General features: G+C 63.5%; 29 protein-coding genes and 1 pseudogene. 23 read left to right on the top strand and 7 right to left on the bottom strand.

What is annotated here, in order from left to right; translation table 11 throughout:
• The first annotated feature begins 49 nt into the window (after nucleotides 1-49).
• From KHO27_RS03515 to KHO27_RS03500, 4 genes are all read left to right on the top strand, one after another.
• The gene (locus KHO27_RS03515) at nucleotides 50-370 is read left to right on the top strand and encodes a hypothetical protein (RefSeq protein WP_110698106.1); all 321 of its coding nucleotides are present in this window, start codon (nucleotides 50-52) and stop codon (nucleotides 368-370) included.
• 72 nt (nucleotides 371-442) lie between these two features.
• Entirely contained in the window at nucleotides 443-1003 is a 561-nt protein-coding gene (locus KHO27_RS03510; protein WP_023631547.1) for a Smr/MutS family protein, read from the top strand.
• Nucleotides 1004-1072: 69 nt separating this feature from the next.
• The gene (gene folE / locus KHO27_RS03505) at nucleotides 1073-1618 is read left to right on the top strand and encodes a GTP cyclohydrolase I FolE (protein ID WP_023631546.1); all 546 of its coding nucleotides are present in this window, start codon (nucleotides 1073-1075) and stop codon (nucleotides 1616-1618) included.
• Between the two features lie 58 nt (nucleotides 1619-1676).
• Nucleotides 1677-2048: a glutathione S-transferase N-terminal domain-containing protein gene (locus tag KHO27_RS03500; protein WP_110698103.1), complete on the top strand. Its 372-nt coding sequence runs from the start codon at nucleotides 1677-1679 to the stop codon at nucleotides 2046-2048.
• Nucleotides 2049-2142: 94 nt separating this feature from the next.
• On the opposite strand, the gene KHO27_RS03495 is transcribed toward KHO27_RS03500, so the two are convergent.
• Nucleotides 2143-2745 carry a glutathione S-transferase family protein gene (locus tag KHO27_RS03495; protein ID WP_111531874.1) on the bottom strand — a complete coding sequence of 201 codons (603 nt, stop codon included), beginning with the start codon at nucleotides 2743-2745 and terminating at the stop codon, nucleotides 2143-2145.
• A 144-nt stretch (nucleotides 2746-2889) separates the two neighbouring features.
• Between KHO27_RS03495 and KHO27_RS03490 the strand changes: the two genes are divergently transcribed.
• Nucleotides 2890-4080, top strand: a complete 1191-nt coding sequence (locus tag KHO27_RS03490; protein WP_111531873.1) for a benzoate/H(+) symporter BenE family transporter — start codon at nucleotides 2890-2892, stop codon at nucleotides 4078-4080.
• 15 nt (nucleotides 4081-4095) lie between these two features.
• Here the strand turns inward: KHO27_RS03490 and KHO27_RS26490 are convergent, their stop codons facing one another.
• The 3 genes and pseudogenes from KHO27_RS26490 to KHO27_RS03480 all read right to left on the bottom strand — a co-directional run bounded on the left by KHO27_RS26490 (nucleotide 4096) and on the right by KHO27_RS03480 (nucleotide 7548).
• Nucleotides 4096-4959 (bottom strand): methyl-accepting chemotaxis protein, encoded by an 864-nt coding sequence (locus KHO27_RS26490; RefSeq protein WP_371926762.1) that lies wholly within the window; start codon nucleotides 4957-4959, stop codon nucleotides 4096-4098.
• Nucleotides 4954-5181, bottom strand: a pseudogene (locus KHO27_RS26485) (HAMP domain-containing protein); the annotation flags it as partial. The pseudogene KHO27_RS26485 and the gene KHO27_RS26490, both read right to left, overlap by 6 nt.
• 969 nt (nucleotides 5182-6150) lie before the next feature.
• Nucleotides 6151-7548, bottom strand: coding sequence for an aminotransferase-like domain-containing protein (locus KHO27_RS03480; RefSeq protein WP_111531872.1), 1398 nt, complete (start codon nucleotides 7546-7548; stop codon nucleotides 6151-6153).
• A 116-nt stretch (nucleotides 7549-7664) separates the two neighbouring features.
• Here KHO27_RS03480 and KHO27_RS03475 point away from each other — a divergent pair, with 116 nt between their 5' ends.
• Entirely contained in the window at nucleotides 7665-8846 is a 1182-nt protein-coding gene (locus KHO27_RS03475; protein WP_214501212.1) for an MFS transporter, read from the top strand.
• Here KHO27_RS03475 and KHO27_RS03470 read toward each other — a convergent pair.
• Nucleotides 8797-9558, bottom strand: a complete 762-nt coding sequence (locus tag KHO27_RS03470; RefSeq protein WP_214501211.1) for an SDR family oxidoreductase — start codon at nucleotides 9556-9558, stop codon at nucleotides 8797-8799. The two genes, KHO27_RS03475 and KHO27_RS03470, sit on opposite strands and share 50 nt — an antisense overlap.
• Before the next feature lie 175 nt (nucleotides 9559-9733).
• Here KHO27_RS03470 and KHO27_RS03465 point away from each other — a divergent pair, with 175 nt between their 5' ends.
• Entirely contained in the window at nucleotides 9734-10735 is a 1002-nt protein-coding gene (locus KHO27_RS03465) for an NADP-dependent oxidoreductase (RefSeq protein ID WP_110698091.1), read from the top strand.
• A 47-nt stretch (nucleotides 10736-10782) separates the two neighbouring features.
• On the opposite strand, the gene pyrF is transcribed toward KHO27_RS03465, so the two are convergent.
• Nucleotides 10783-11484, bottom strand: a complete 702-nt coding sequence (gene pyrF / locus KHO27_RS03460) for an orotidine-5'-phosphate decarboxylase (RefSeq protein WP_094010694.1) — start codon at nucleotides 11482-11484, stop codon at nucleotides 10783-10785.
• A gap of 182 nt (nucleotides 11485-11666) precedes the next feature.
• Here pyrF and KHO27_RS03455 point away from each other — a divergent pair, with 182 nt between their 5' ends.
• Nucleotides 11667-11834 (top strand): DUF2897 family protein, encoded by a 168-nt coding sequence (locus KHO27_RS03455; RefSeq protein WP_214501210.1) that lies wholly within the window; start codon nucleotides 11667-11669, stop codon nucleotides 11832-11834.
• A 55-nt stretch (nucleotides 11835-11889) separates the two neighbouring features.
• On the opposite strand, the gene KHO27_RS03450 is transcribed toward KHO27_RS03455, so the two are convergent.
• On the bottom strand, nucleotides 11890-12228 hold the full coding sequence (locus KHO27_RS03450; RefSeq protein ID WP_214501209.1) for a ComEA family DNA-binding protein: 339 nt from the start codon (nucleotides 12226-12228) through the stop codon (nucleotides 11890-11892).
• Between the two features lie 352 nt (nucleotides 12229-12580).
• On the opposite strand from KHO27_RS03450, the gene KHO27_RS03445 reads away from it, so the two are divergent.
• The 15 genes from KHO27_RS03445 to KHO27_RS03375 all read left to right on the top strand — a co-directional run bounded on the left by KHO27_RS03445 (nucleotide 12581) and on the right by KHO27_RS03375 (nucleotide 25480).
• The gene (locus tag KHO27_RS03445; protein WP_214501208.1) at nucleotides 12581-14032 is read left to right on the top strand and encodes a mannose-1-phosphate guanylyltransferase/mannose-6-phosphate isomerase; all 1452 of its coding nucleotides are present in this window, start codon (nucleotides 12581-12583) and stop codon (nucleotides 14030-14032) included.
• Between the two features lie 89 nt (nucleotides 14033-14121).
• Complete coding sequence (locus KHO27_RS03440) at nucleotides 14122-14910, top strand: ABC transporter permease (RefSeq protein ID WP_214501207.1); 789 nt, start codon at nucleotides 14122-14124, stop codon at nucleotides 14908-14910.
• Complete coding sequence (locus KHO27_RS03435; RefSeq protein ID WP_214501206.1) at nucleotides 14907-15608, top strand: ABC transporter ATP-binding protein; 702 nt, start codon at nucleotides 14907-14909, stop codon at nucleotides 15606-15608. Before KHO27_RS03440 ends, KHO27_RS03435 begins: the two co-directional genes overlap by 4 nt.
• An 11-nt stretch (nucleotides 15609-15619) precedes the next feature.
• Nucleotides 15620-16375 carry a glycosyltransferase family 2 protein gene (locus tag KHO27_RS03430; protein WP_214501205.1) on the top strand — a complete coding sequence of 252 codons (756 nt, stop codon included), beginning with the start codon at nucleotides 15620-15622 and terminating at the stop codon, nucleotides 16373-16375.
• Between the two features lie 6 nt (nucleotides 16376-16381).
• Nucleotides 16382-17008: a PI-PLC domain-containing protein gene (locus KHO27_RS03425; RefSeq protein WP_214501204.1), complete on the top strand. Its 627-nt coding sequence runs from the start codon at nucleotides 16382-16384 to the stop codon at nucleotides 17006-17008.
• A complete protein-coding gene (locus tag KHO27_RS03420; RefSeq protein ID WP_214501203.1) occupies nucleotides 17005-17661 on the top strand; it encodes an HAD family hydrolase in 657 nt (218 codons plus the stop codon). Before KHO27_RS03425 ends, KHO27_RS03420 begins: the two co-directional genes overlap by 4 nt.
• A complete protein-coding gene (locus KHO27_RS03415; protein WP_214501202.1) occupies nucleotides 17649-18380 on the top strand; it encodes a glycosyltransferase family 2 protein in 732 nt (243 codons plus the stop codon). Before KHO27_RS03420 ends, KHO27_RS03415 begins: the two co-directional genes overlap by 13 nt.
• Complete coding sequence (locus KHO27_RS03410) at nucleotides 18377-18703, top strand: cupin domain-containing protein (protein ID WP_214501201.1); 327 nt, start codon at nucleotides 18377-18379, stop codon at nucleotides 18701-18703. The genes KHO27_RS03415 and KHO27_RS03410 overlap by 4 nt, the downstream gene beginning before the upstream one ends.
• Nucleotides 18700-20475, top strand: a complete 1776-nt coding sequence (locus KHO27_RS03405; protein ID WP_214501200.1) for a hypothetical protein — start codon at nucleotides 18700-18702, stop codon at nucleotides 20473-20475. The genes KHO27_RS03410 and KHO27_RS03405 overlap by 4 nt, the downstream gene beginning before the upstream one ends.
• On the top strand, nucleotides 20472-21089 hold the full coding sequence (locus tag KHO27_RS03400) for a hypothetical protein (protein ID WP_214501199.1): 618 nt from the start codon (nucleotides 20472-20474) through the stop codon (nucleotides 21087-21089). Before KHO27_RS03405 ends, KHO27_RS03400 begins: the two co-directional genes overlap by 4 nt.
• Before the next feature lie 4 nt (nucleotides 21090-21093).
• Nucleotides 21094-21396 carry a hypothetical protein gene (locus KHO27_RS03395; protein WP_214501198.1) on the top strand — a complete coding sequence of 101 codons (303 nt, stop codon included), beginning with the start codon at nucleotides 21094-21096 and terminating at the stop codon, nucleotides 21394-21396.
• On the top strand, nucleotides 21396-22874 hold the full coding sequence (locus tag KHO27_RS03390; RefSeq protein WP_214501197.1) for a GMC oxidoreductase: 1479 nt from the start codon (nucleotides 21396-21398) through the stop codon (nucleotides 22872-22874). Before KHO27_RS03395 ends, KHO27_RS03390 begins: the two co-directional genes overlap by 1 nt.
• Nucleotides 22871-23875 (top strand): WavE lipopolysaccharide synthesis family protein, encoded by a 1005-nt coding sequence (locus KHO27_RS03385; RefSeq protein ID WP_214501196.1) that lies wholly within the window; start codon nucleotides 22871-22873, stop codon nucleotides 23873-23875. The genes KHO27_RS03390 and KHO27_RS03385 overlap by 4 nt, the downstream gene beginning before the upstream one ends.
• A gap of 47 nt (nucleotides 23876-23922) precedes the next feature.
• Nucleotides 23923-24339: a hypothetical protein gene (locus tag KHO27_RS03380; RefSeq protein WP_214501195.1), complete on the top strand. Its 417-nt coding sequence runs from the start codon at nucleotides 23923-23925 to the stop codon at nucleotides 24337-24339.
• 22 nt (nucleotides 24340-24361) lie between these two features.
• Nucleotides 24362-25480: a glycosyltransferase family 4 protein gene (locus KHO27_RS03375; RefSeq protein WP_214501194.1), complete on the top strand. Its 1119-nt coding sequence runs from the start codon at nucleotides 24362-24364 to the stop codon at nucleotides 25478-25480.
• Nucleotides 25481-25502 lie beyond the last annotated feature (22 nt).

Genomic DNA, 25502 nt, shown 5'->3' with positions numbered 1-25502 from the left:
CCCGCAGGTCGAAATCCGGATCAGCACCACCCGATCCTGAGGAATTCGAATGAAGCTCAAAGGCAGTTTCGATGCCAAGCGCCTGCGCCAGCGCGAGCCGAGCAACTGGGGCGCGCGTATCGCCGCGGCACTCTCGGTGCTGCTGGCCACCCTGGGCATCCTGCTGGCCATGGCCGGCTTCGCCGGCTTGCTGGGCAACTACGCCGCCCTGGCCGAACTCAATGCCAACCGGCCATTGTCGGCGGTCCTGACCATTGTCGGCCTGACCCTGCTGTACTTCGGCGTGCGCTTGTGGCGGCGCAGCCGTATCCGCCTGCGCCGCGGGCGCGAACTGAACCTGTCGCCGCACCTGATGAAGAAGCACGACTGACGCGCCAAGCGCGGGGCCAGGCTTGCCCCGCGATGACAGTCGCGTAAACTACGCCGCCCACGTGGAGGCACCATGCAAGACGACGACTTTTCCCTCTTCCGCAGCCAAGTGCAGGGCGTCAAGCCAATCAAGCACGATCGCGCCGAAGTCGGCAAACCCAAGGCCGACCGCAAGCAGCTGGCAGGCCTGCGCCAGGCGGCGACCATCCGCAGCGACCAGACGCTGGTGATCGACGGCCTGTCCGACCAGTTCGTCATCGATGTCGGCGCCGAGGATGAGCTGATGTGGCGGCGTGACGGCGTGCAGGAAACCCAGCTGCGCAAGCTCAAGCTCGGCCAGATCGCCTTCGAGGGCAGCCTTGACCTGCACGGCATGAGCGTCGAGAAGGCCCGCGAGACGCTGTGGGCCTTCATCGCCGAAGCGACCAAGCTGGAAGTGCGCTGCGTGCGGGTCACCCACGGCAAGGCCGCGCGCCTGGACGGCAAGCGCCCGATGATCAAGAGCCACGTCAACACCTGGCTGCGCCAGCACCCGCAGGTGCTCGGTTTCACCTCGTGCCAGGCCCGCCACGGCGGCACCGGCGCGGTCTACGTGATGCTCAAGCGAACCATGCTCGAAGGGCGCGACGAGTGACATCGCGCTTGCAGCGCCGCCGCCGCCGCCGTACCCTTCGCCTTTGCGAAATTTTCCACAGGTAGATCCATGTCCCTGGAACAGAACTACACCGCGATCCTCAGCCAGATCGGCGAGGACGTCTCCCGCGAAGGCCTGCTCGACACGCCCAAGCGGGCAGCGAAGGCCATGAAGTACCTTTGCCGCGGTTATGAGCAAACCCTGGAAGAAGTGACCAACGGCGCGTTGTTCACCTCCGACAACAGCGAAATGGTGCTGGTCCGGGATATCGAGCTGTATTCGATGTGCGAACACCACATGCTGCCGTTCATCGGCAAGGCCCACGTGGCCTACCTGCCCAAGGGCAAGGTGCTGGGCCTGTCGAAGGTGGCGCGGATCGTCGACATGTACGCCCGCCGCCTGCAGATCCAGGAAAACCTCAGCCGCCAGATCGCCGAGGCCGTGCAGCAGGTGACCGGCGCCGCAGGCGTGGCGGTGGTGATCGAGGCCAAGCACATGTGCATGATGATGCGCGGTGTCGAAAAGCAGAACTCGACCATGCTCACCTCGGTGATGCTCGGCGAGTTCCGCGAGAACGCCGCCACACGCAGCGAGTTCCTCAGCCTGATCAAGTGATCGGCCTGTGTTCCGAGCCGACCCTCTGGGGTCGGCTTTTTCATTTCAGGAGTTGCCCATGATCGTCAAAGCCCTGCGGGTCGGCCTCGGCCAGCTTATCGTGTTCGGCGACTGGATCAGCCGTCCGGCGAAAAAGAAGCGCGATGCCGCGGCCCAGGCCCAGGTCGAACAGCAGGCCAAGGGCCTTGCGCTGTACCAGTTCCATGCCTGCCCCTTCTGCGTGAAGACCCGCCGCGCCCTGCACCGCCTCAATGTGCCGGTGGCGCTGCGCGATGCGAAGAACGATACGCAGCACCGCCAGGCGCTGCTTGAAGGCGGTGGCCGGGTGAAAGTGCCGTGCCTGCGGATCGAGGAACAAGGCGAGGTGACCTGGATGTACGAGTCCAAGGACATCATTGCCTACCTGGACAAGCGTTTCGCGGCGGTCTGACAGATCGCCATCGCGGGGCAAGCCCGCTCCCACGCAAGCCAGAACCCATGGGGCGGGTCTGCGTGGGAGCGGGCTTGCCCCGCGATAAGGCCGGTCAATCCACCATCGGCACATGCCGAGGATGACTGGCCACCCGCGCCAACCAGGCCTGCACCGCCGGATAAGCCGCTAGGTCGAAGCCGCCCTGGTGCGCCACATGGGTATAGGCGTACAACGCCACGTCGGCGATCGAGTACTGCTCCCCGACCAGGTAAGGCGTCATTTCCAGCTGCTTGTTCATCACCTTGAGCGCCTTGTAGCCGCCCTTGTGCAGCCCCCTGTACTCCTCCAGTCGCTCTTGCGGCAGCCCCAGGTAGAACTGGATGAACCGCGCCACGGCAATGTACGGCTCATGGCTGTACTGTTCGAAGAACTGCCATTGCAGCACCTGGGTGCGCAACCGTGGCTCGCTGGGCAGGAACTCGCTGCCATCGGCCAGGTAGTTGAGAATCGCGTTGGACTCCCACAGGCAGGTGCCGTCCTCGAGCTTGAGCACCGGCACCTTGCCGTTGGGGTTCATGGCCAGGAACTCGGGGGTTTGCGTCTCACCCTTGAGAATGTCCACCGGGTGCCACTCATACGGGCGGTCGAGCAGGCTCAGCATCAGCTTGACCTTGTAGCAGTTGCCCGACTGGTAATCCCCATACACCTTGTACATCGCCCCTCCCCTCTCACGCAGTTGCGTAGTAATGCCTCATAGTTGGCGACTGTACGGCTAAATGCAATGCCTGCTGTATGGCAAGGATCACGCCATGGCACGGTAGCCTGAAAAAACTGCTTACACCTGCACAAGGAATTCCCTATGACCGATGCCACCTCAGCGCGCCTGCGGCCGCTGGCGGACAGCTCGCCGTCGGCGATCGTCGCCGGCTTTATCGCCATGCTCACCGGCTACACCAGCTCGCTGGTGCTGATGTTCCAGGCCGGCCAGGCGGCCGGTCTCACCAGCGCACAGATTTCCTCATGGATCTGGGCCCTGTCGATCGGCATGGCAGTGTGCAGCATCGGCCTGTCGCTGCGCTACCGCACGCCGATCACCGTGGCCTGGTCGACGCCCGGCGCGGCGCTGCTGATCACCAGCCTCGGCGGGGTGAGCTACGGCGAAGCGATCGGCGCCTACATCACCTGCGCCGTGCTGGTGCTGATCTGCGGCCTGACCGGCAGCTTCGAACGCCTGGTACGGCGCATTCCCGCCTCCCTGGCATCGGCCCTGCTGGCCGGTATCCTGTTCAAGATCGGCAGCGAGATCTTCGTTGCCGCCCAGCACCGCACGGTGCTGGTGCTGGGCATGTTCTTCAGCTACCTGCTGGTCAAGCGCCTGTCGCCGCGTTATTGCGTGCTGGCCGCGCTGCTGATCGGCACCGCGCTGTCCGGCGCCCTGGGGCTGCTGGACTTCAGCGGCTTCCAGCTGGAAGTCGCAACCCCGGTGTGGACCACGCCGAGCTTCTCGCTGGCGGCGACCATCAGCATCGGCATCCCGCTGTTCGTGGTGGCCATGACCTCGCAGAACATGCCAGGCGTCGCTGTGCTGCGCGCCGACGGTTACCCGGTGCCGGCTTCGCCGCTGATCTCGGCCACCGGCTTCGCTTCGCTGCTGCTGGCGCCGTTCGGCTCCCACGGGATCAACCTGGCGGCGATCAGCGCGGCGATCTGCACCGGGCCACATGCCCATGAAGACCCGGCCAAGCGCTACACGGCGGCGGTCTGGTGCGGGATCTTCTACGGTATCGCCGGCACCTTCGGCGCCACACTGGCGGCGCTGTTCGGCGCCCTGCCCAAGGAGCTGGTGCTGTCGATCGCGGCGTTGGCGCTGTTCGGTTCGATCATGAACGGCTTGAGCGTGGCCATGGGCGAGGTGCGCGAGCGCGAAGCGGCCCTGATCACCTTCATGGTCACAGCCTCGGGCTTCACCCTGTTCTCGATCGGCTCGGCGTTCTGGGGGATCGTGGCGGGGGTGCTGACCTTGCTCATACTCAGCCCGCGCAAAGACTGAGACAAGCACAGGCATTCACAAGCGGAAATGCCCCACCATTCCCTTCAGGTCATTGCCCAGTTGCGCCAGCTCTACGCTTGAACGGGCATTGTCCTCCATCGCCAGTGCCGCCTGGTCGGCGCTGCCGCGAATCTGCGTGACGCTGCGGCTGATCTCCTCGGCCACCGAGCTCTGCTGCTCGGCCGCCGCGGCGATCTGCTGGTTCATCTGCTGGATCAGCGACACCGCCGCCGCGATGCTGCCCAGGGCGCTCTCGGTCTGCAGCGTGTCGGCCACCGCCAGGCGCACCAGCTCGGTGCTGCCGCGGATCTGCATCACCGACTGCTGGGCATTGCCGCGCAAGCTGGCAACGAGGCGCTCGATCTCCTCGGTGGATTGCCGGGTACGCCGGGCCAGGGCACGTACCTCGTCAGCCACCACCGCGAACCCGCGCCCCTGCTCCCCGGCACGCGCCGCCTCGATCGCGGCATTGAGCGCCAGCAGATTGGTCTGCTCGGCCACGCTCTTGATCACCTCAAGCACGTCACCGATGGTATGGATCTCGGCGCTGAGGCTGTCGATGCCACTGCTGGCGGTTTCAGCGGCCAGCGCCAGTTGCTCGATGCGCTGCATGCTCTGACGCACCACCTGCTGCCCTGACCCGACCTTGTCGTCGGCAGCCTGGGCCGCCTGGGCTGCCTGCTCGGCGTTGCGCGCCACATCGTGCACGGTCGCGGTCATCTGCTGCATGGCGGTGGCCACCTGCTCGGTCTCGTCCTTCTGGCTACCGACTTCGCGGTTGGTCTGCTCGGTAACCGCCGACAAGGCCTGGGCGCTACCGGCCAACTGGTCGATACCCTGCTGCAAGCCACTGACGATGCCGGACAAGCCTTCGGCCATCTGCTGCATGGCCTGCAACAGCTGGCCGACCTCGTCGGCACGCGGCGGCTCGGCCTCGATGCCCAGTTCGCCTGCGGCAATGCGCCGGGCCCGGCTGATCACCCGCTTGAGCGGCGCGACCACGGCGCGGGTGATCAGCCAGGCCGCCAGCACGCCTACCAGCAGTGCCAGCGCCGTGGCCGCAGTAATGGCGACGGCGTTGCGTGCCAGTTCGGCCTGCATGGCCTGCTCCTGATCGGCATACACCTGGTCGACGCGCGCGGTGACCTGCTCGGCACGCGCCTGCAACTGATCCTTGATACCCCGCTCCTGGCCCAGCAGGTCGGTGTACTCGTTGAGCTTTTCGGAGAAACTGCCGATATGCCCGGCCACTTCGCCCAGCACGCTCTGGTAGCCAGCGTCGGCGACCGAAACCTTGAGCTGGTCGACCAGGGTCGCCGCTTCGACGGTCTGGGCGATGCGGCCCTCGGCGCTGGCTTCACCGCCCTTGCGGCTCTGGTCCAGGCGCACCCGGGCCTCGTCCATGGCCTGCAGCATCAGCCGCGACACCTGCGCCACCTGCCCGGCCTGTTCCAGGAACTCACCACCCTGCTGCCCCTGGGACTGCTTGAGGGTATAGGTGCCATCATCGGCCAGGCCGGCCTGCAGCACATCGAGGTTGTTGGCCACACTCGATACCGACCAGCTGGCCATGTCCAGGGCCAGCTCCTTGGCCTGCACCGCCTGGACGAACTGGTCGAAAGCTTGTCCATAGGCATTCAGATCGGCCTCGGTCGAGGCCAGTGCTGGCACGGCCCGGGCCCGCTCCACCAGCCCCTGCAGCCCCGTGCGCAGGGCATCGGCCTCCTTGATGTCCGAGCGCAGGGCGAAGGCCTGTTCGTGCTGGCGCAGCTTCAACAGGTCGGTATTGAACTGAGCCATCTGCCGCAGCCCATCGAAGCGCTGGCCGACATTGGCCAGGGCGTACACACCGATGGCAGCCACCACCAGAGTGAGCAGCAACACCAGGGCGAAGCCCAGGCCGAGCTTGCGTGCCATGCCCAGATTGGCCAGTACACCGTGCTTGGTCGCAGCCATCACCAATCCCCTCGCCTTGTCGGACTTTACCGACAGCAAGAGTGACAATGGCGCCGACTCCGTCACAAGAGCCAGACGCGCCAACGGTGTCATTTAGCTATGAGCCTGTCGCTTTCAGACCGCCGGAGGTCGCCCCGCATGCCGAAAGAACGCCTCGGCCCGAGAATCCTGCCCATAGGCGACATTGATGCGCAGCCAGTCACTGGCCCGGCCGTGCGGATCGAAGGCGCTGCCCGGGGTGAGCAACACGGCATGCTCCAGCGCCCGCCGCTCGAGCTCGGCAAAGTCGCGCCCGGGCACCCGGGCCCAGACGAACATGCCGCCGACCGGCTCGCAGAACACCTCCCAGCCGCAGGCCTCCAGCTGCCGCAACGTCCTGGCCCGGTGCTGGCCCAGGCGCAACCGCAGACGCTGCACGCTCTTGCGATAGCCGCCATTGGCGAGCATCTGCCCGACCACCTGCTCGGCGAAGCGCGAGGTGCCGATGCCCGCGACCATCTTCAGCTCGGCCAGACGCGCCACCAAGGGCGGATCGGCCACCACATAGCCGACCCGCAGCGAACTGCTGAGGGTCTTGGAGAAGCTGCCCAGGTAGATCACCCGTTGCTCACTGTCGAGGGTAGCCAGCCGCGTCGCCGGTCCGTCCTGGAAGTCGGCATAGAGATCATCCTCGACAATCCGCAAGTCATGCCCACGGGCCAGCTCCAGCAGGCGATAGGCGACCTTGGGCGTCAGGCTGGTGCCAGTCGGGTTCTGGTACAGGCTGTTGATGAACAGACAGCGCGGTCGGTGTTCGGCGAGCAACTGCTCGAGCACGGCCAGGTCTGGACCACTGGCAGTGCGCGGCACCTCGAGCATGCGCACGCCGTGCAGGCGCAGCAGGTTGTAAAGGTTGTAGTAACCGGGCCGTTCCACCAGCACCGTGTCGCCCGGCGCCAGCAAGGTCCGCACCAGCAGGTCGAGGGCATGGCTGGCACCCTGGGTGGTGACGATCCGCTCAGGTTCCGCGGCGATATCCAGCCTCGCCAGCCCTTTGTGCAGTTGCAAGCGCAGGCTCGCCAGCCCCTGGGGTGGGCAGTAGTCAAACAGCGCCTCGGGCGCGCCACGGCTGACCTGGCGGATGGCCTGGGCCAGTTCAGCCTCGGCTCGCCAGGCCACAGGCAGCCAGCCGCAGCCGAGCTTGAGCAGTTGCTCATGCCCTTCGCGGAACTGCCGCCAACTGCCGTCGATCGCCTCGCCCCACGGCTCGCCGGGGTCGGGGCGCAGGCCTGGCTTGCGCTCGGCGACGAAAAAGCCTGCGCCATGCCGCGCCTCCAGCCAGCCATTTGCCGCCAGGCGGTCGTAGGCCTCGATCACGCACGACGCGCTGACCGCCTGGGCCTTGGCCAGCGCGCGGATCGACGGCAGGCGAGCTCCGGGACGCAGGCGCTGCTGTTCGATCCAGGCCTGCAGGTGGTCGGTCAGTTGCTGGACCAACGGGGTGGGGAGTTTGCGGTCAAGATTGAAGTGCATGGCAAGTGTTCGGAGATTTCAGACAAACAGTTAAGCACAAAAAGCGGCAGAGTGTGCCTTGGCGAACAGCCGCCCTAGATTGGATGCTGGGCGCTATCAATCTTGCGGATATCCCCATGCCCACTCGCCACGCCCCGGCCCTGCTGGCCTTCGCCCTGTGCCTGATCACCCTTGCCGTCAATCTCCAGGCCCCGCTGTACATCACCTACGCCGATCTCTCCGGGCAAGGCGCCGCAGCGACCGCCGTGGCTTTCTCCGGGTACGTGCTCGGCGTATTGCCAGTGCTGCTGGCCCTCGGCGGCCTGGCCGATCGGGTCGGGCGACGCCCGTTGATCCTGGTCGCACTCGCCCTGTCGATGATCGCCACCTTGATCATGCTGCTGTCCCCCAGACTGGCCTCCCTGGGCGTGGCGCGCTTGTTCCTGGGCCTGGGCACCGGCTTGGCGTCGGCCACGGCCACCGCGTACATGAGCGAGCTGATGCGGCCCGGCGAAAGTGACCGCGCCGCGACCTGGGTTACCGCCAGCAGCTCCCTGGGCTTTGGCCTTGGCGCGGCGCTGACCAGCCTGTTTTTGCTGCGCGGGCCGACACTCACCCCTGGCAGCTTCCATCTGCAACTGGCGCTCGCCACCTTTGCCCTCGCGCTGGTCTGGCGCCTGCCAGACCCACGCCCGACGCAACGCAGCGCCATGCTGCGCCTGCCGTACTATCCCAGCGGCAGCCTGGCCTATGGCCTGGCGATCCTGCTGGCCTGGGCCTGTGTCGGGCTGGTCATCGCCCTGCTGCCGGGGATCCTGCGCCAGCACGGCCTGAGCGCCTGGTCGGGGTTCTCGACCTTCTGCGTGATCAGTTGCGGCCTGCTGTTCCAGCCGCTGGCCCGGCGCATGGCCAGTGCCCAGGCGACCTTGCTCGGACTGCTGATCCTGCCGTGCAGCTACGCGCTGCTGGCCTGGGGCGCTGACAGTGGCAACCTGCCGGGCGTTTTGATGGGCGCCGTGGCCGCCAGCAGCGCCTGCTATGGCTTTATCTACCTGGGCGGGTTGGCGGCGGTGAACCAGTTGGCCGGCCAGGAAAAAACCCGGGCCAGTGCCGGGTTCTTCCTGCTGGCCTACCTGGGGTTCAGCCTGCCGGTGATCTTCACCGGGCTGCTCAGTGACCGGCTGGGGTCGCAGCTGGCCTTGATCGTGTTTGGTGGTGTGTTGCTGCTGGGCTGCGCGGCGGTGGCACTGGCCCTGTGGCTGGCCTCGGTCAGATCGCCAGCGCGCCACCGTCGACCGTCAGGCTGTGCCCCGTCGTGAACGCCGCGCCATCGCTGCACAGGTACAGTACCGCGCTGGCGATCTCCTCCACCTTGCCGATGCGCCCGACCGGGTGCATCGCCGCGGCGAACTCGGCCTTGCGCGGGTCGGCCTCGTAGGCGCGACGGAACATGTCGGTATCGATCACCGCCGGGCACACCGCATTTACCCTGATACCTTTCTTCGCGTACTCGATGGCCGCCGACTTGGTCAAGCCGATCACCGCATGCTTGGACGCCGCATAGATGCTCATCTTCGGCGCCGCCGACAGGCCGGCCACCGAGGCAGTGTTGACGATGGCGCCGCCGCCCTGTGCCAGCAGCAGGGGCAGCTGGTACTTCATGCACAGCCAGACGCCCTTGACGTTGACGCCCATGATCGCGTCGAACTCCGCCTCGCTGCCCTCTGCCAATCGCCCCTTCTCGATTTCGATGCCGGCATTGTTGAATGCGTAGTCCAGACGCCCGTATGCCTTGACCACCCGCTCGTGCAACTGCCGCACATCTTCGTCACGGGTAACGTCGCAGGCAACGAACAACGCTTCGCCACCACTCTGGCGAATCAGCGCCACGGTGCCTTCGCCTCCGTTCGCATCACGGTCGGCCACCACCACCTTGAGCCCCTCGCCGGCGAATGCCTGGGCCGTAGCCCGGCCGATGCCCGCCGCGCCACCGGTGACCAGGGCAACCTGGCCGGAGAAAGTCATGCTCATCACTGGCTCCTGCAAAAGGATGGGAAGTCGTGGCTGAGTCTAGCCAGGGCACCGCTGGGCTGGGCAGCATCATCAAGGGTACGGTTGGACTACTATCGTTCGCAGTGATCTTGCGTGACGCGGCCCATTCAACCCGCCGATCATCCCCCCTCACACTCGTTCAGGAGAACTCGCCATGCCCCACACCAACCGCCGTTTCCTGCTGACCAAGCGCCCGGTCGGCGCCGTGCGCCGTGACGACTTCACCTATGAGCAGGCCCCTGCCGCCGAGCCGGGCGAAGGCCAGGTGCTGGTGAAGAACCTTTACCTGTCCCTGGACCCTGCCATGCGCGGCTGGATGAACGAAGGCAAGTCGTACATCCCCCCGGTGGGCCTTGGCCAGGTGATGCGCGCACTCGGCGTGGGCGAAGTGGTCAGTTCCAAGCACCCGGACTACAAGCCCGGCGACCATGTCAGCGGCGCCCTGGGCGTGCAGGACTACTTCACCGGTGAACCTCAGGGCCTGCACAAGATCGACCCGCGCCTGGCACCCCTGCCGCGCTACCTGTCCGCCCTGGGCATGACCGGCATGACCGCCTACTTCGCCCTGCTCGATGTCGGCCAGCCCAAGGCCGGCGACACCGTGGTGATTTCCGGCGCCGCCGGCGCGGTCGGCAGCATTGCCGGGCAGATCGCCAAGCTCAAGGGTTGCCGCGTGGTCGGCATCGCCGGCGGCGCACAGAAATGCCAGTACCTGCTGGATGAACTGGGCTTCGATGGGGTCATCGACTACAAGGCCGAAGACGTGCTCGCCGGGCTCAAGCGCGAATGCCCCAATGGCGTGGATGTGTACTTCGACAACGTCGGCGGCGATATCCTCGATGCCGTGCTGTCGCGCCTGAACTTCAAGGCCCGGGTGGTGATCTGCGGCGCCATCAGCCAGTACAACAACAAGGAAGCGGTCAAGGGCCCGGCCAATTACCTGGCGCTACTGGTCAACCGCGCGCGCATGGAAGGCTTCGTGGTGATGGACTACGTCAAGGAGTACGGCAAGGCCGCGCAGGAGATAGCCGGCTGGCTGGCCAGCGGCAAGGTGAAGAGCAAGGAGGATGTGGTGGAGGGGCTGGAAACCTTCCCCGAGACGCTGCTCAAGCTGTTCAGCGGGGAGAACTTCGGCAAGCTGGTGTTGAAGGTCTGATCATTGCGGGCTGCGCTCAGGCGCAGCCCACACCGCAGCCTCTCGAATCAACCGCGAATCTCAGCCACCACAGCAGCCAACGCCTGGGCCGGATCCGCCGCCTGGCTGATCGGGCGCCCGATCACCAGGTAATCGGAACCGGCGTCCAGTGCCTGGCGCGGGGTCAGGATCCGGCGCTGGTCATCCTGGGCGCTGCCCGCCGGGCGAATACCCGGGGTCACCAATTGCAACGATGGGTGCGCAGCCTTCAGTGCCGGCGCCTCCAGCGCCGAACACACCAGGCCATCCATGCCGGCCTTCTGCGCCAACGCCGCCAGGCGCAGCACCTGCTCCTGCGGGTCGACATCCAGGCCGATACCAGCCAAGTCCTCGCGCTCCATGCTGGTCAGCACGGTCACGCCGATCAGCAGGGGCTGCGGGCCGCTGCGCTTGGCCAGCTCTTCACGGCAAGCCGACATCATGCGCAGGCCGCCAGAGCAGTGCACGTTGACCATCCACACGCCCATCTCGGCCGCAGCCTTGACCGCCATCGCAGTGGTGTTGGGGATATCGTGGAACTTGAGGTCGAGGAACACTTCGAAGCCCTTGCTGCAAAGGGTCTCGACGATACCCGCAGCGCTGCTGGTGAACAGTTCCTTGCCCACCTTGACCCGGCACAGGGCGGGGTCGAGCTGGTCGGCCAGCTTCAGGGCGGCGTCACGGGTGGGGAAATCCAGGGCGACGATCAGGGGCGTCTGGCAGGCGGACATGGGCAGGGTCTCTTGGCAAGTCGTAAACGGCGCGCATTGTAAACGAAGTGAGGTGGGGTTTGGGGGCCGTGGGTCATGAGAATTGGCCTGGGCGGGGGTGGCTCCTATAATGGAACCAACGGCTGCGGCAATGGCTCGAATGCCATGTAAGCGGTGCCCTATACGCTTTCAGGAGAATCTCGATGCCTTGGTATGCCTGGTTGATACTGCTTGTTGCGCTTGGGTCGATTGTCGGCGGGTTGATGCTACTGCGCGATACGGCGAAGAAGTTGCCGTTGACCGAGGAGCAGTTGAAGAAGGTGCGTGAGCGAAACGCCGAAGCGGACGCCAAGGATGCACAGGATCGCTAAATGCGGCCTTGACCATCGAACCGGTCGGCGCAATGCCGACCGGCGCAGCAACTGACTACTCCACGACCAGCCTGTCTCTGTTGCGCTCCAGTAGCGCATTGCCGATGCCTTTGATTTCCAGCAGTTCATCTACCGACTGGAAAGGCCCATGAGCCTCGCGGTAGGCGACGATGGCTTCAGCCTTGGCCTTGCCGATGCCGTTGAGATTCTGCTGCAGCGTGAGGGCGTCCGCGCTGTTGAGATCAGTCTTGACCTGCGACTCAGCAACACCTTCGACCTGGCGAGTGGCGCTGAGCACCGCTGACGCGGCCTGGTTGGCTGGCGCGGCATTGAGCGTGAGCGGCAGGACTGCGAACAACGGCAGCAACAGCCAGGACATAACGATATTAGGCATTTTCAACACTCCTTGAAGTTCCGAATCAAATGCAGCTTTCCTCTAGCCGCAGGTCAACCCTAGTCGCTGATCACGCTCTGAAGAAGATATGCGCATCGGAAAAACGTTACCGAATTGAACAGCGCCAAAAGCTTATCCAGACAGGCGCAGTATTCGGACGCGCTGCACCGAACATCCCTACCAGGCCCGCGCCAACCATCCCCTGGTCCCATGTGCAGTGGCAGCTCTATCAACTACCGGCAACGCCGAAGCCCAAGGGATTGGTCCTTCACGCGGGGCCAGGTTGCGGCTCCACCGTGTGACACAGGATAATGCGCGCGCGGATTTTCCATCGAAATGAGTTGGAGCTCATATGTTCACCCCCGTCATTCTGGCTGGTGGCAGCGGCACCCGGTTATGGCCGCTGTCCCGCCAAAATTACCCCAAACAGTTTCTCGCCCTGGATGGCGAGGGCCTGGGCACGATGTTCCAGCGCACACTTGCACGCCTTGATGGCCTGGAACATTCACCTGCCCTGGTGGTGAGCAACGAGGAGTATCGCTTCGTCGTCGCCGAGCAACTGCGCCAGGCACGGCGCGATAGCCGCAGGATCATTCTCGAGCCAATGGCGCGCAATACCGCGCCAGCTATTGCGCTCGCCGCGCTGCAGGCGCGGCGCGATGCGGAGGATCCCATACTTCTGGTGCTGGCGGCAGACCACTTCATCGAGGATCACGCCGCCTTTCAGCGCGCCATCGAAGTCGCCCTGCCGCACGCCAGCCTGGGGCGACTGGTGACATTCGGCATCAAGCCGGTGCGCGCGGAAACGGGTTTCGGCTATATCCAGTACGGCGAGACCTGCATCGAAGGCGGCTACCCACTGCTGGCCTTTCGCGAGAAGCCTTCGCAAGACGTGGCCGAGGCCTATGTCGCCAGCGGTCGCCACCTGTGGAACAGCGGCATGTTCATGTTCCGCGCCTCGCGCCTGCTCGACGAACTGCAACGCCTGCGGCCCGACATTCTCGATTGCTGCCGCAACGCCTTGCTCCACGCTCAGGAGGACAACTACTTCCTGCATGTGCAGGCCGAACAGTTCGCCTGCTGCCCGGCGCAGTCGATCGACCACGCAGTGATGGAACATGTCGACAATGCGCTGGTTGTCCCGCTGGATGCAGGCTGGAGCGACCTGGGTAGCTGGGCGTCGATCTGGGAAGCCAGACCACGCGACACCGCCGACAACGCCATCGAAGGCGACGTGCTGGCGTTCGCCACCCGCAACAGCCTGATCCAGTCGCACCATCGCCTGGTGACGACGGTCGGCGTCGAGGATCTGGTCGTCATCGAAACCAAGGATGCCGTGCTGGTGGCGCGTAAAGAGGAAAGCCAACAGGTCGGCGAGGTCGTCAGGCAGTTGCAGGCGAACCAGCGCAACGAGTATGCCAGCCACTCACTGGTCAACCGCCCCTGGGGCTACTACGACACCATCGATTGCGGCGAGCGATATCAGGTCAAACGCATTACCGTCGAGCCCGGCGAAAGCCTTTCCCTGCAACTGCACTATCACCGCGCCGAGCATTGGGTGGTCGTCAGCGGCACAGCCAGGGTCGTCTGCAATGACGTCGAGATGATCCTCACCGAGAACCAGTCGACCTACATTCCGCTGGGGGCCAGGCATTCCCTCTCCAACCCGGGCAAAGTACCGCTCGAACTGATCGAAGTGCAGTCCGGAGCGTACCTTGGCGAGGACGATATTGTGCGTTTCGAGGATAAATACCAACGAATTTTCAGAAATTTCTCACAACAAACCACTCGTCGATCTGATTGAACTAATAAGTCATATTGTTGTAGCAATCGCTGGACGAAATGCCATCATTCGAATAGGATTCGCGCTTTAAAATTCAGCGGGGCAGGGTCGTGAGCTGGTCGCAAGGACGCAGAAATATCTGGCCGATCGTGCAGGTATCGTTAGAACGCGCCCGCCTCGGGCTCAAGTCAGAGTCCACCAGAACCCGCCTGGGCTTTGCCTGGTGGATACTTGAACCCCTTCTCCTGCTCAGCATCTACTACGTCGTGTTCGGCCACCTGCTGCAGATTAGGGTGGAGAACTTCGCCGTCTTCCTGATCATCGGCGTCACGTTCTGGACCTGGTTCAACAAGAGCGTGATGAACTGCGTCGACTCCATTTACGAGAAAAAGCACATTCTCGAACACTGTCGAATCGACCCTCTGATCTTTCCGTTGACATCGATATTCAAGGATCTGGTCAAAGAAGCGCTGGTCGTAGCCTTGCTCCTGCTGCTCCTGTGTCTGATCGGTGTCACGCCGAGCTGGTTCTGGCTCTACGTACCACTGATTGCCATGGTGCAACTGGTGCTCACGGCAGCAGTGGGCGTCTTTGTCGCCGGGCTCATTCCATTCATGCCCGACCTGCGCATCATCATCGCCACCAGCCTGCAGTTCCTCATGTTCGCCTCCGGCGTGTTCTACGACAAAGCCAACATTCCGGCGGAGTTTGGCTGGCTGCTCGACTTCAACCCGCTCGCCGCCCTGATTTCCATGTATCGCGACGCCTTGATGCATGGCCGCGCACCGCTGCCAGGCGACCTGCTGGCACTGCTGGGCGGTGCTGTGCTGCTGTTCGCGCTCGCAACGCTATTCCTGTCACGAAACAAGAACGCCTACGCCATGGCACTGAGCAAATGAGCACCCTCGCCGCCCTGACGGCTGAATCCGTATCGCTGACGTTCCGCAATGGCCTGCGCCTGCTGTCGCGCAGCTCGACCACCGTGCTTCATGACCTGTCCTTCGCCATCGCCAAGGGCGAGACGTTTGGCGTGGTCGGCAGCAACGGAGCCGGCAAGAGCACGCTGCTCAAGGTCCTCGCTGGCATCTACCAGCCGACGCGCGGACGCCTGGTGCAGTCGGTCCCCAACGTATCGCTGCTGAATCTGCAGTTGGGCTTCGACGAGAACCTCGATGCCCGGGACAACATCGTCCTCAGTGGCATGTTGATGGGCATGAGCCGCAAGCGCATGCATGAGTTGAGTGACGCGATCCTCGACTACGCCGAACTGCATGCCAGCGCGCAGGTACCGGTGCGCAGCTACTCCACCGGCATGAAGGCGCGCCTGGGCTTCGCCATCTCCATGCACTCGCGCCCGGACGTGATCCTGCTGGACGAGGTGCTCAGTGTCGGCGACGGCCATTTCCGCGACAAGGCCGAGGCCACCATGCGAGACATGATGACGGGCAACCAGACGGTCGTGTTCGTTTCGCACGATTCGCCACGTATCAGGGAGCTGTGCACTCGAGTGTGCTGGCTCAAGGACGGACGGGTGCAGATGATCGGCCCGGCCAGTGACGTCGTAGACGCGTACGACGAGTACCTCGTACGCCAGTGAAGGAGTAGCAGATGCTTAATATTGTCGTTCCCATGGCCGGCGCTGGAAGCCGTTTCGCCAAAGCAGGCTACGCCGACCCGAAACCGCTGATCCCAGTGCATTCGGTGCCGATGATCAAGGTGGTCATCGACAACCTGACACCTGCCTGCGAACACCGTTTCATCTTTATCTGCCAGGCTGCCCATGTACAAGCCTACGGCCTGAAGGAGAAGCTCGACAGCTGGGCGCCGGGCTGCGCCATCGTCGAGCTGGACGGCCTCACCGAAGGCGCCGCCTGCACCGTCTATGCGGCCAAGGAACTGATCGACAGCAACGATCCGGTGATGATCGCCAACAGCGACCAGTACGTCGATGTCGACATCAATGACTACCTGCACGCCATGCAGGCGCAGGACGCCGACGGCCTGATCATGACCATGAAGGCCGACGACCCCAAGTGGTCCTTCGTCGGCTTTGCCGAAAATGGTCTCATCAACCGTGTGGTCGAGAAGGAAGTGATTTCCGACGAAGCCACTGTCGGCATCTACAACTTCCGCAGCGGTCGCCAGCTGATCGCAGCCATCGAATCGATGTTCGAGAAAGAGCTGCGCGTCAATGGCGAGTTCTACGTCGCGCCCGCCTACAACGAAATGATCGAGGACCAGGCCCGGGTCATTCACTACAACATCGGCTCCGAGGCCGCAGGCATGTACGGCCTGGGCATCCCGGCGGACCTGAACCTGTTCCTCGAGCTGCCGCTCAGCCAAAAAGCCTGCGCAGGACGCTGAGCCATCATGCAGATCATCAGTCACCGCGGCTACTGGCTGGAAAAGCCCGAGCGCAACCTGAAGGTGGCCTTCCAGCGCTCGTTCGACCTGGGGTTCGGCACCGAAACCGACGTACGTGACGTGGCTGGGCGCCTGGTCATTTCGCACGACATGCCCGATGGCAGTGAAATGTCCCTGGACGAGCTGCTGACCATCATGGCCGGGCGCAACCTGCCACTGGCCATGAACATCAAGGCCGACGGTCTGTGCGCCCCGCTCAAGGCCACCTTCGAAGCCCACGGTCACAGCAACTGGTTCGTCTTCGACATGGCCGTGCCGGACATGCGCGCCTACCTGGCCAGCGGTGTGCGCACCTACACCCGTCAGAGCGACGTCGAACCCGTGCCGGCCTGGCTGGACGAGGCCGACGGCGTCTGGCTCGACAGTTTCGCCGCCGAGTGGTACTCGCCGGCTCAGCTCGCCGACCTGCTGGGCCTGGGCAAACAGGTCTGCGTCGTGTCCTCGGAGCTGCATGGCCGCGATCACCTGCCGCTGTGGCGACTGCTCGAAGCCTTCCAGGGCTCAGCCAATCTCACGCTGTGCACCGACCTTCCTGAAACCGCTCATTCTTACTTCAAGGGACTGACATCATGATCAAAGCCGTTATCTTCGACATGGACGGTGTGCTGATCGAGGCGAAGGACTGGCACTACGAAGCGCTGAACAAGGCACTGAACCTGTTCGGCCATACCATCAGCCGCCACGAGCACCTGACCACCTACGACGGCCTACCGACCTCGCGCAAGCTGGATATGCTCAGCGTCGAACGCGATCTGCCAGTCGAACTGCATGCCTTCATCAACGAGATGAAGCAGATGTACACGATGGAAATCGTCTACGCGCAGTGCAAGCCGACGTTCGTCCACCAGCGCGCCCTGTCGTCGCTCAAAAGCCAGGGCTACAAGCTGGCGGTAGCCTCCAACTCGATTCGCAACACGGTCGAGGTGATGATGGAGAAATCTCGCCTGGATCAGTATCTGGACCTGAAGCTGTCCAACGAAGACGTGGTCAACGCCAAGCCGGCGCCGGATATCTACACCAAGGCCATCGAGTCGTTCGGACTGCTGCCTGAAGAGTGCCTGATCGTGGAAGACAACGAGAACGGCATTCGCGCCGCCCGTGCTTCCGGTGCCCACGTCCTGGTGGTGCAGGATGTCGAGGATGTGAACCTGGACAACATCACCGCCCGCATCCAGGAAATCAATGCCCAAGCCACTCAGCAGGAGAGCCTACTGTGCGCAAGCTGAACATCATCCTGCTCGCCGCCCGTGAAACCAACTCCGTGGCAGTGGAAAGCAGCTACCCGGCCTACCTGGCCGAACGCGACGGCCTGCCGCTGATCGAGCACCTGGTCGAGAGCTGCCTGAAGCTGGATCCTGCCAGCATCACCTGCATGCTGCCCAAGGCGGACGTTTCCAAGTTCCACCTGCGCAACATGCTGCACCAGATGAGCCCGATCGCCTCGGTGCTGCCGGTGCACGCACTGACCATGGGCGCGGCTTGCACGGCACTGCTGGCGGCGGAAAATATCGACAACGACGACGAGCTGCTGATCCTCAGCTGCAACGAACTGCTCGATGCCTCGCTCGAGGACATCGTCGCCCGTTTCCGCGGCGAACAATGCGACGCCGGCGTGGTGGTTTTCAAATCCCTGCACCCGCGTTACTCGTTCGTGCGCAAGAACAGCGATGGCTGCGTGGTCGAGGCCGCCGAGAAAAACCCGATCAGCAACCACGCCGTCGCCGGCCTGTACTGGTTCGCCAAGGGCAGCGTGTTCGTCGAGGCGGTGAAAGAGATGATCCGCAAGGACGCCAAGGTCAACGATGCCTACTACATCGCGCCTTCGCTCAACGAACTGGTGCTGCTGCACAAGAAGATCGGCACCTTCCGTGTGGACCCTAGCCAGTACCACCCGCTCAAGAACTCTCACCAGCTCCATGCGTTCGAGAATGTAGGTCCACGATGAATTCCGCGAATCTGAAAGACATGGTCAAGGGCTGGTTCGTCGGTGGTTTCACCCCCACCGCCTACAGCACCCAGGCCTGTGAGGTCGCCGTCAAGCCCTATGTCGCGGGCGATGCCGAAGCCGCCCACTACCACAAGATCGCCACCGAAGTGACACTGATCCTGTCCGGTGAAGTCGAGATGTGCGGCAAGACCTGGGGCGCCGGTGAGATCGTGGTGCTCGAGCCTGGCGACATCACCGCCTTCAAAGCCCTGAGCGACGCCGTGACCGTCGTGGTCAAGGTGCCAGGCGCCCTGAATGACAAGTACGTCGTAGAAGAATGAAGACGATTCAGTTCCAGCATGACCCGAAACTGGGCTACCTGCCGGCGAAGAACCTGCGCCCGATTCCGGCGGACCTGAGCCTGCCTGAAGGTTGCCAGACCCTGTTCTCCTTCCGCCGCTTCAAGCAGGCCGAGCCGGATGTCACCCTCAAGGGCATGCATGCGGCCAAGCGACCGCTGGATATCTACGGCGCCGGCTCGTACTGCTTCTACGGCGTACAGAGCGATTCTCAGCTGAGCCCGCTGCTGCTGTGGGATGCCGCGCACTTTCTCGAAGTAGGCCAGAGCCTGACGCTGATCGAGGACGCACCCTTCAACAGCTACCTGGACCGCGACTACTTCAGCGCCGCGCTGACCTGCGTGGAGCGCGGCGCCAACCGCGTGACCTACCGCAAGACCGGATTGCTGCCGGCCCAAGGCGATGACGACCTGGACAGCTGGACCTTCGGCATCCCGGTCGGCCCCGAGGACGCCACGGTGCTCAATGCCGTGGTCGAGCGCATTCTCGAGCTGGACATACCGCACAAGGAGATTCTGCTCTGCGGCACGCCCGGCAAGAACTTCCGCTACTTCGAGCAAGTGCGCATCGTCGGCGAGGACATCACCGCGCCGCCTGTGCAGATCTGCAAGAAGAAGAACCGCCTTGCCGACGAAGCACGCTACAACAACCTGGTCATTCTCCATGACCGGGTGTTCCTGCCCGCGCACTTCGGTGAAATGGTTCGCCGCTTCGGGCCGCGCTATCCGCTGATGACGCTGCAGAGCATGTTCTTCGACAACGTGCGAAATTTCGGGCCGCGCCGCTATTCAGACTACGCCATGGCCATGGGCTCTATCGCCGAAGGCATGAAAGGCTTGCACCGCCGCGAAGATGCGGTGGTCAGCATCGCCTCGGCATTGTTCGCCGAAGTCGAGCGTACCGGTTTCTGCTTTGCAAGCCCCATGCGCTATACCAAGGACGCCAGCTACCCGACCGGCAGCCTGTATGTATGCCGCAAGGAGGTATGGCAAGCCTTCCCGCTGGACGAATCGCTGCTGTGGGCCGAGTTCGAGGATATCGAGCACGGCATTCGCGCCTCCAAGGGCGGTGTGCCAACCCGGATCAACCCCCACGGCATCACCCAGTCGATCACGTCCCGAGCGCTGCTCGGCACCGAGGCGCCGGTCGAGTCGCTCAACGGTCGCTACAAGAGCATCGGCCCGACGCAGTTCTCACCACTGCACAAGAAACCGCTGATTCGCATGTCAGCGGACGATGCGCTGATCCGCCTGCAGCGATTCGCCGACAAGTACGTGATGTCCGACCTGGCACCGCACATCCCGACTGGTCTCAAGAGCATCAGCTCGCGCGCCTGGCTGAAACTGGTCAACAGCGTCGTGCAAAGCAGCAGCTTCGGCAACGATCTGGAGTCGGTCACGACCTTCATCCACGACTTTGAGAAATGGGTATTGCTGGATCAACTGCCCAATACCGTGGTCGAGTCGATCGCGCTGCAGTTCCTGGCCGATCCGGTCGCGGCGAAGCGCAACCTGGTCTATGGCAGCACCGAGTTCCGTAACATGGTGCGCCAACGTCCGATCCAGAGCTGGTTCTACAAGGATCTGGACGATTACTTCCATCCCCGGGCACTGGCGTTACCAGGCATCGTGCTGTCCGCCGTCAAGCTGTACCGCAACAATGGCGGCATTTTCTACTTCACCAGCTTCCGAGAATGCGTGCGGGCGATCTACAACTCCACCCCTTTCCATCGCTATGTGGCGCGCCAAAAATGAATATTTTCCTGATTTCCCAGGAGGCGGTTCGTGGCCAGCAAACGCAAGTGGCCGCTTACCTGTCGCAAGTGCGCCTGCAACCTTCGCTGCTGACCTCGGTGATCGTGATCGACGAGCGCACGTGGACCACGCCCGAGGCTAGCGCCGCGCCGGCGCTGCGCCAGTTCATGCTGGACGACTTCCTGCATGAGAAGGGCAGCGTCAACAACGGCGCCTTCGTCGCCGACGCCAACGTGATCGGGGAAAAGCTGAGCGCGGCCTCCGAGTCGTGGCTGATCGTCGACTTCGGTCTGCACGACTATCAAATCGCCATGGACTTCATCCGCAAGATGGCAACCTTCACGTTCCTGTTCAAGGACTTGCGCGAGAAGAACATCATCCTGCTGATGCCGCGTCCCTACCTGGGCTTCATGGGGCGTCACGTCAATGGTGCGTTCAACAGCACATCGACTGGCTCCGACACGGCCTCCGACGCCGATCGCTACCAGATGTTCCTGCTCTCCACGCTGATGGAGAAGCTGTACCTCAGTGGCCCGATCATCGCCTGGCCGGTGTCCAAGGTACGGCAGCTGACGCGCTTCTTCTACGAGCGGATCGTCCGCGTGAGAGCTTGATAGGATGAAGCGCAGAACGTTCGTTGCCGGGCTGTGCGTGCTCACCAGCGGCGTGCTGGGCTACAGACTCGGCCAAAGTTCGCGGGAAGATCCACTCGATTTCCAGGCGTTGCTGCAAGGCAATCCGGATGTGAAGTTCCATCACATGCCGCCCGAGCTGCTGATCAAGCTGTATTCGCGCAATCTCGCGGAGCAGGACCGCCAGGCGATCCTGCAGCACCTGATCCATCACAACCGCTCCTTGTTCGTGGCCGAGCCCTACGCCCGTAGCCTCGGCACACCCGGCTTCTACAGAGTCATAGGCTGATGTTTGTTGAAACACTGATTATCGGCAATGGCTTTGCCGGACGCTCGGTCGCCCACGGCCTGAAGGGGCCTTGCCTGATCGTCGAGCGCGGCGAGAAGTTCAATATCTTCGAGCGTCGCGCACGCTTCAACGCCATGGAAAAGGCGGATCGACACGATGCGTTGATTCGCCGCTCCTATGAGTCGAAACACGCGTTCAACGTGCCCGAGGAGCTGCCGCCCGACTGCGCTTCGGACTATATCCTGGTCGATGGCGGCTGCTCCAATCACTGGGGCGGCCTCAGCTTCCGCCTGTCCCAGGCAATGTTCGAGCAGAAGGTCGAAGCCTTCCGCTGGCCGTTCGACTTCCAGACGATACAGCCCTACTACCGTGAAGCCGAGCAGCTGCTGCGCATCAGCGCCGATCCGCGCGACCCGGACGAGCGTAATCCGCTCACCGAGATCAAGGGCACCGAGCGCTGGCACGAAGCGCTCTCGCCCTTCTTCCCGCAAGCCTACATCGGCGCGCAGGCACACAACCTGTCCATGGAGCAGGTCGAAGGGCAAGGGCTGTGCATGGGCGCAGGTGACTGCGAGCTGTGTCCGATGGACGCCAAGACCCGATCGCTGCATATCCGTGCCCAGGCCCGTGTGCTCAACGAGGTCCTGGTCGAACGCCTGCGCTTCGAGGGCGGCAAGGCCGTCGAAGCAATCTGCCATACCCCGCGGGGGCCACTGAGCATCCGCTTCGATCGCGTGATCATCGCCGCGCACGGTGTCGAGTCGCTGAAACTGCTGTGGAAAAGCGACCTGCCGGCCGAAGTGCCACAGGCGTTCATGGGCCGCTACTGCCAGGACCATGCCGTCGCCGAGCTGGCGTGCCGCCTGCCACAGGCGAAGATTCCGTTCTTCCAGGTCAATACCGCCGCGCAAGTGGTGATCCCGGAGCTCAGTGGCGAGCTCGACGGCATCGAATACACCACCCTGGGCCTGATGACCCCGGGCAACGACGCCGCCCTGGCCGGTTCGCTGGATCTGGACAAGCTCAACGACTGGGCCATTCGCGAATCGCTGGAGGACCTGGCCGGCACCCTGAGCCTGTACATCCTTCTAGAAATCCCGCCACAGTGGGATGTCTCGCTGTTCTACGAAGGCGGCGGCGTGCGCATGGATAGCGATGGATATCACGGCAACAAGCACCGCTACGACGCCGTTATCGAAGCGATCTACACGAAGATGGAAACCCTCGGTGCAATTCCTGTGCGCGCCGCGGAGCAGTTGCATTATCGCGACGCATTCGGCACCCACCACCTGGTTGGCATGCTGAACATGAGCGCCGGCGACAATGCCGTGGTCGGCGCGGACTTCCGCCTCAAAGGCAGCGACAACGTCTACATCGCAGGCTCCTCGCTGTTCCCGCGCTGCGGCTCGCGCAACCCGACAGTCACCGTGGTCGCCCTGGCCCGGATGCTGGCAGACCAGCTGAACGACCACGCATGAGCATCGCTTGCAGCAGGCTTTCGGTGGTCATCCAGGGCCCCCTGACAGAGGGCGGCCAGGCGATCGCCGAACGTGCCGTTCAAAGTGTGCGCCAATACCTGCCAGGTGCGCAGATCATCCTGTCGACCACCGACGATTGCGCCCAATTGACACTGGAAGGCGTGCAGTGCGTGACCGAGCGCGCAGCCAGGCACTTCGACGATGCCAACGGCAACACCAACAACGTCAACAAGCTCGTGGCCACCGTGAACAATGGCCTGACCCTGGCCGAGCGCGAGTACACCCTGAAGTTGCGCACCGATCACGTGCTGTGCAGCGACGCCGTGCTGGCCTTGATGGGCAACGAGCAGCCCGCACAATTGCTTGAAGCCAAGCTGGGTGTGTCGAACCTGTTCCTGCGCAATCCAGCACGGCTGTGCTACCTGTTCCACCTGAGCGACACCGTGCAGTTCGGCCGCACCGAAGATCTGCGCAAGCTCTGGAACATCGGCCCGCTGACGGCCGACTTCCTGTATTTGGCAAATGGGCCGAGAATCAATCCGCTAGGCACATTCCAGGGCTACACCGCGTTTCGCCTGCTGCCCGAACAGGCCATCTTCTTGCGCTTCGTCCAGGCATGCGGCCTGAAGCTGGATCTTGAGCACATCTCGCACACCCGCTTCGACCTGTTCTGCGCCTGGGAAGACCTGCTGCTGGACAACTTCGACGTTCACGACTGGCAGCGCCTCGGCATCGTCCCGCCCGCCCGTTTCCTCAGCGCCCCTTATGCGCCTGGGTCAATCATGACCACCGATGAGCTGCGCGTGATGCGCGCACGACGTGGCAAGGCGCACAGGGTGCGGCGCTACCTGCACGTGCTGCTCAACAAATACGCGTTTTGCTGGTTGCGCCGTCGCTGGCTGGTCTCGGTGGCGTCGCTGCTGCTGTTCTCGTTCTCACCGAACCTCGCCCTTGCGGCACGCGACGCCTACCGTCGCCTGACGGGCGCGCAACGCTCCTGAACCCAGGCGTGCCCAGACTTCCCCACCACCACCCGGAGTATCGTTTCATGAAAAAGATGTTCTTCGTTGGCGCCGCCCTGCTGGCCCTTGCCGGCTGTGACAAGCCAGCAGCACCAGCGGCCCAGGCCACCGCCCAGGTAGCCAACGTACCGCAGGAAGATGGCCAGTACCTGCGCTTCATCCAGTTGCCCGACGGTGAGACCCGCCTCGAAGCACATCGGGTCATCGGCAAGGTCTACAAAACCATCAGCGGCTACCCTGGCTTTGCCGTCAAGGCCGGCACCTTTGCCGACGTCAATCCACTGGTGGTGCGCATCAAGGATTGCGGCGTGATCAGCTTCAGCAACGTCGAAGGCAACGCCAAGGTCATGAAGGCCGAACGTACCGAGACCACGGACTTCAACGCCCAGTGCCCGATCCAGAAGGTCGATGGCCTGTGGACCAAGCTGGCAGTCGACGCCTGATGGTCGCGGGGAAGCATTTGCCGTGAAAGTACTGCACTTCTACAAGACCTTCGGGCCGGAGCAATTCGGGGGGGTGGAGATGTTCATCCGCCACCTGACCCATGCCACATCGGACCTGGGCTGCGAGAACACGGTGCTCTCCCTGGCCGATGAGCCCCTGCCGCCCCAGCAGACACCCAGCGTGCGGATGTTCCAGGCCAGGCAGAACTTCAATGTCGCCTCGACGGGGTTCTCCTGGTCGGTGTTCGCGGATTTCGCGCGCCTCGCACAAGAGGCCGACGTGATCCACTATCACTTCCCGTGGCCATTCATGGACCTGGTCCATCTGGCCAAGGGCCTGAACAAGCCCAGCGTGGTCACCTACCACTCCGACATCGTGCGCCAGAAAGTGCTGCTGCAGGTCTACCGACCCTTGATGCACGCCTTCCTCGGGCGCGTGGATGCCATCGCCGCGACCAGTCCGAACTATCTGCAGAGCTCCAGCGTACTGCGCCGCTATCGGCACAAGGCCCAGTCGATTCCCATCGGCCTGGATCAGTCCCTGTACCCGGTCGCGGACGCCGAGCAAGTGGAGCAGCTGCGCGACCGATACGGCGGACGGTTCTTCCTCTTCGTTGGCGTGCAACGTTACTACAAGGGCCTGCACTTCCTGCTCAAGGCCATGCAGTCGGCTCCCTGGCCACTGCTGATCGTTGGTGTCGGCCCCATGGAGCAGGAGCTGATGCGCATGGCCGAGCGTCTTCAGCTGTCCAACGTGCACTTTCTCGGTCGGGTCGATGAGCAGGAGAAGATCAATCTGATGCAGGCCTGTTACTCAGTGGTTTTCCCATCGCACCTGCGCTCGGAAGCCTTCGGCATCGGCCTGCTCGAAGGGGCGATGCTCGGCAAGCCGCTGATCTGCTGCGAGATCGGCACAGGCACCAGCTTCATCAATCAGCACGCATCCACAGGTATCGTGGTTCCGCCAATGGATGCCGATGCCTTGCACCGGGCGATGAAGACGCTCTGGGATGATCCCGCGTTGGCGCAGCGTTATGGCGAAGCCGCGCGCGCGCGTTATCTGGATGTGTTCACTGCCCAGGGCCTGGGGCAGGCGTATTCGGCGCTGTACCGTGAGGTGGTCTCACGGCCAAGCGCGTGAACGGGGGGGAGGGCTGCGCCCT

Source organism: Pseudomonas sp. RC3H12 (genome assembly GCF_018596375.1).
Classification (GTDB): domain Bacteria; phylum Pseudomonadota; class Gammaproteobacteria; order Pseudomonadales; family Pseudomonadaceae; genus Aquipseudomonas.
Note: the sequence above shows the minus strand (reverse complement) of the source record. Positions and strands in the feature narration are given on the sequence as shown.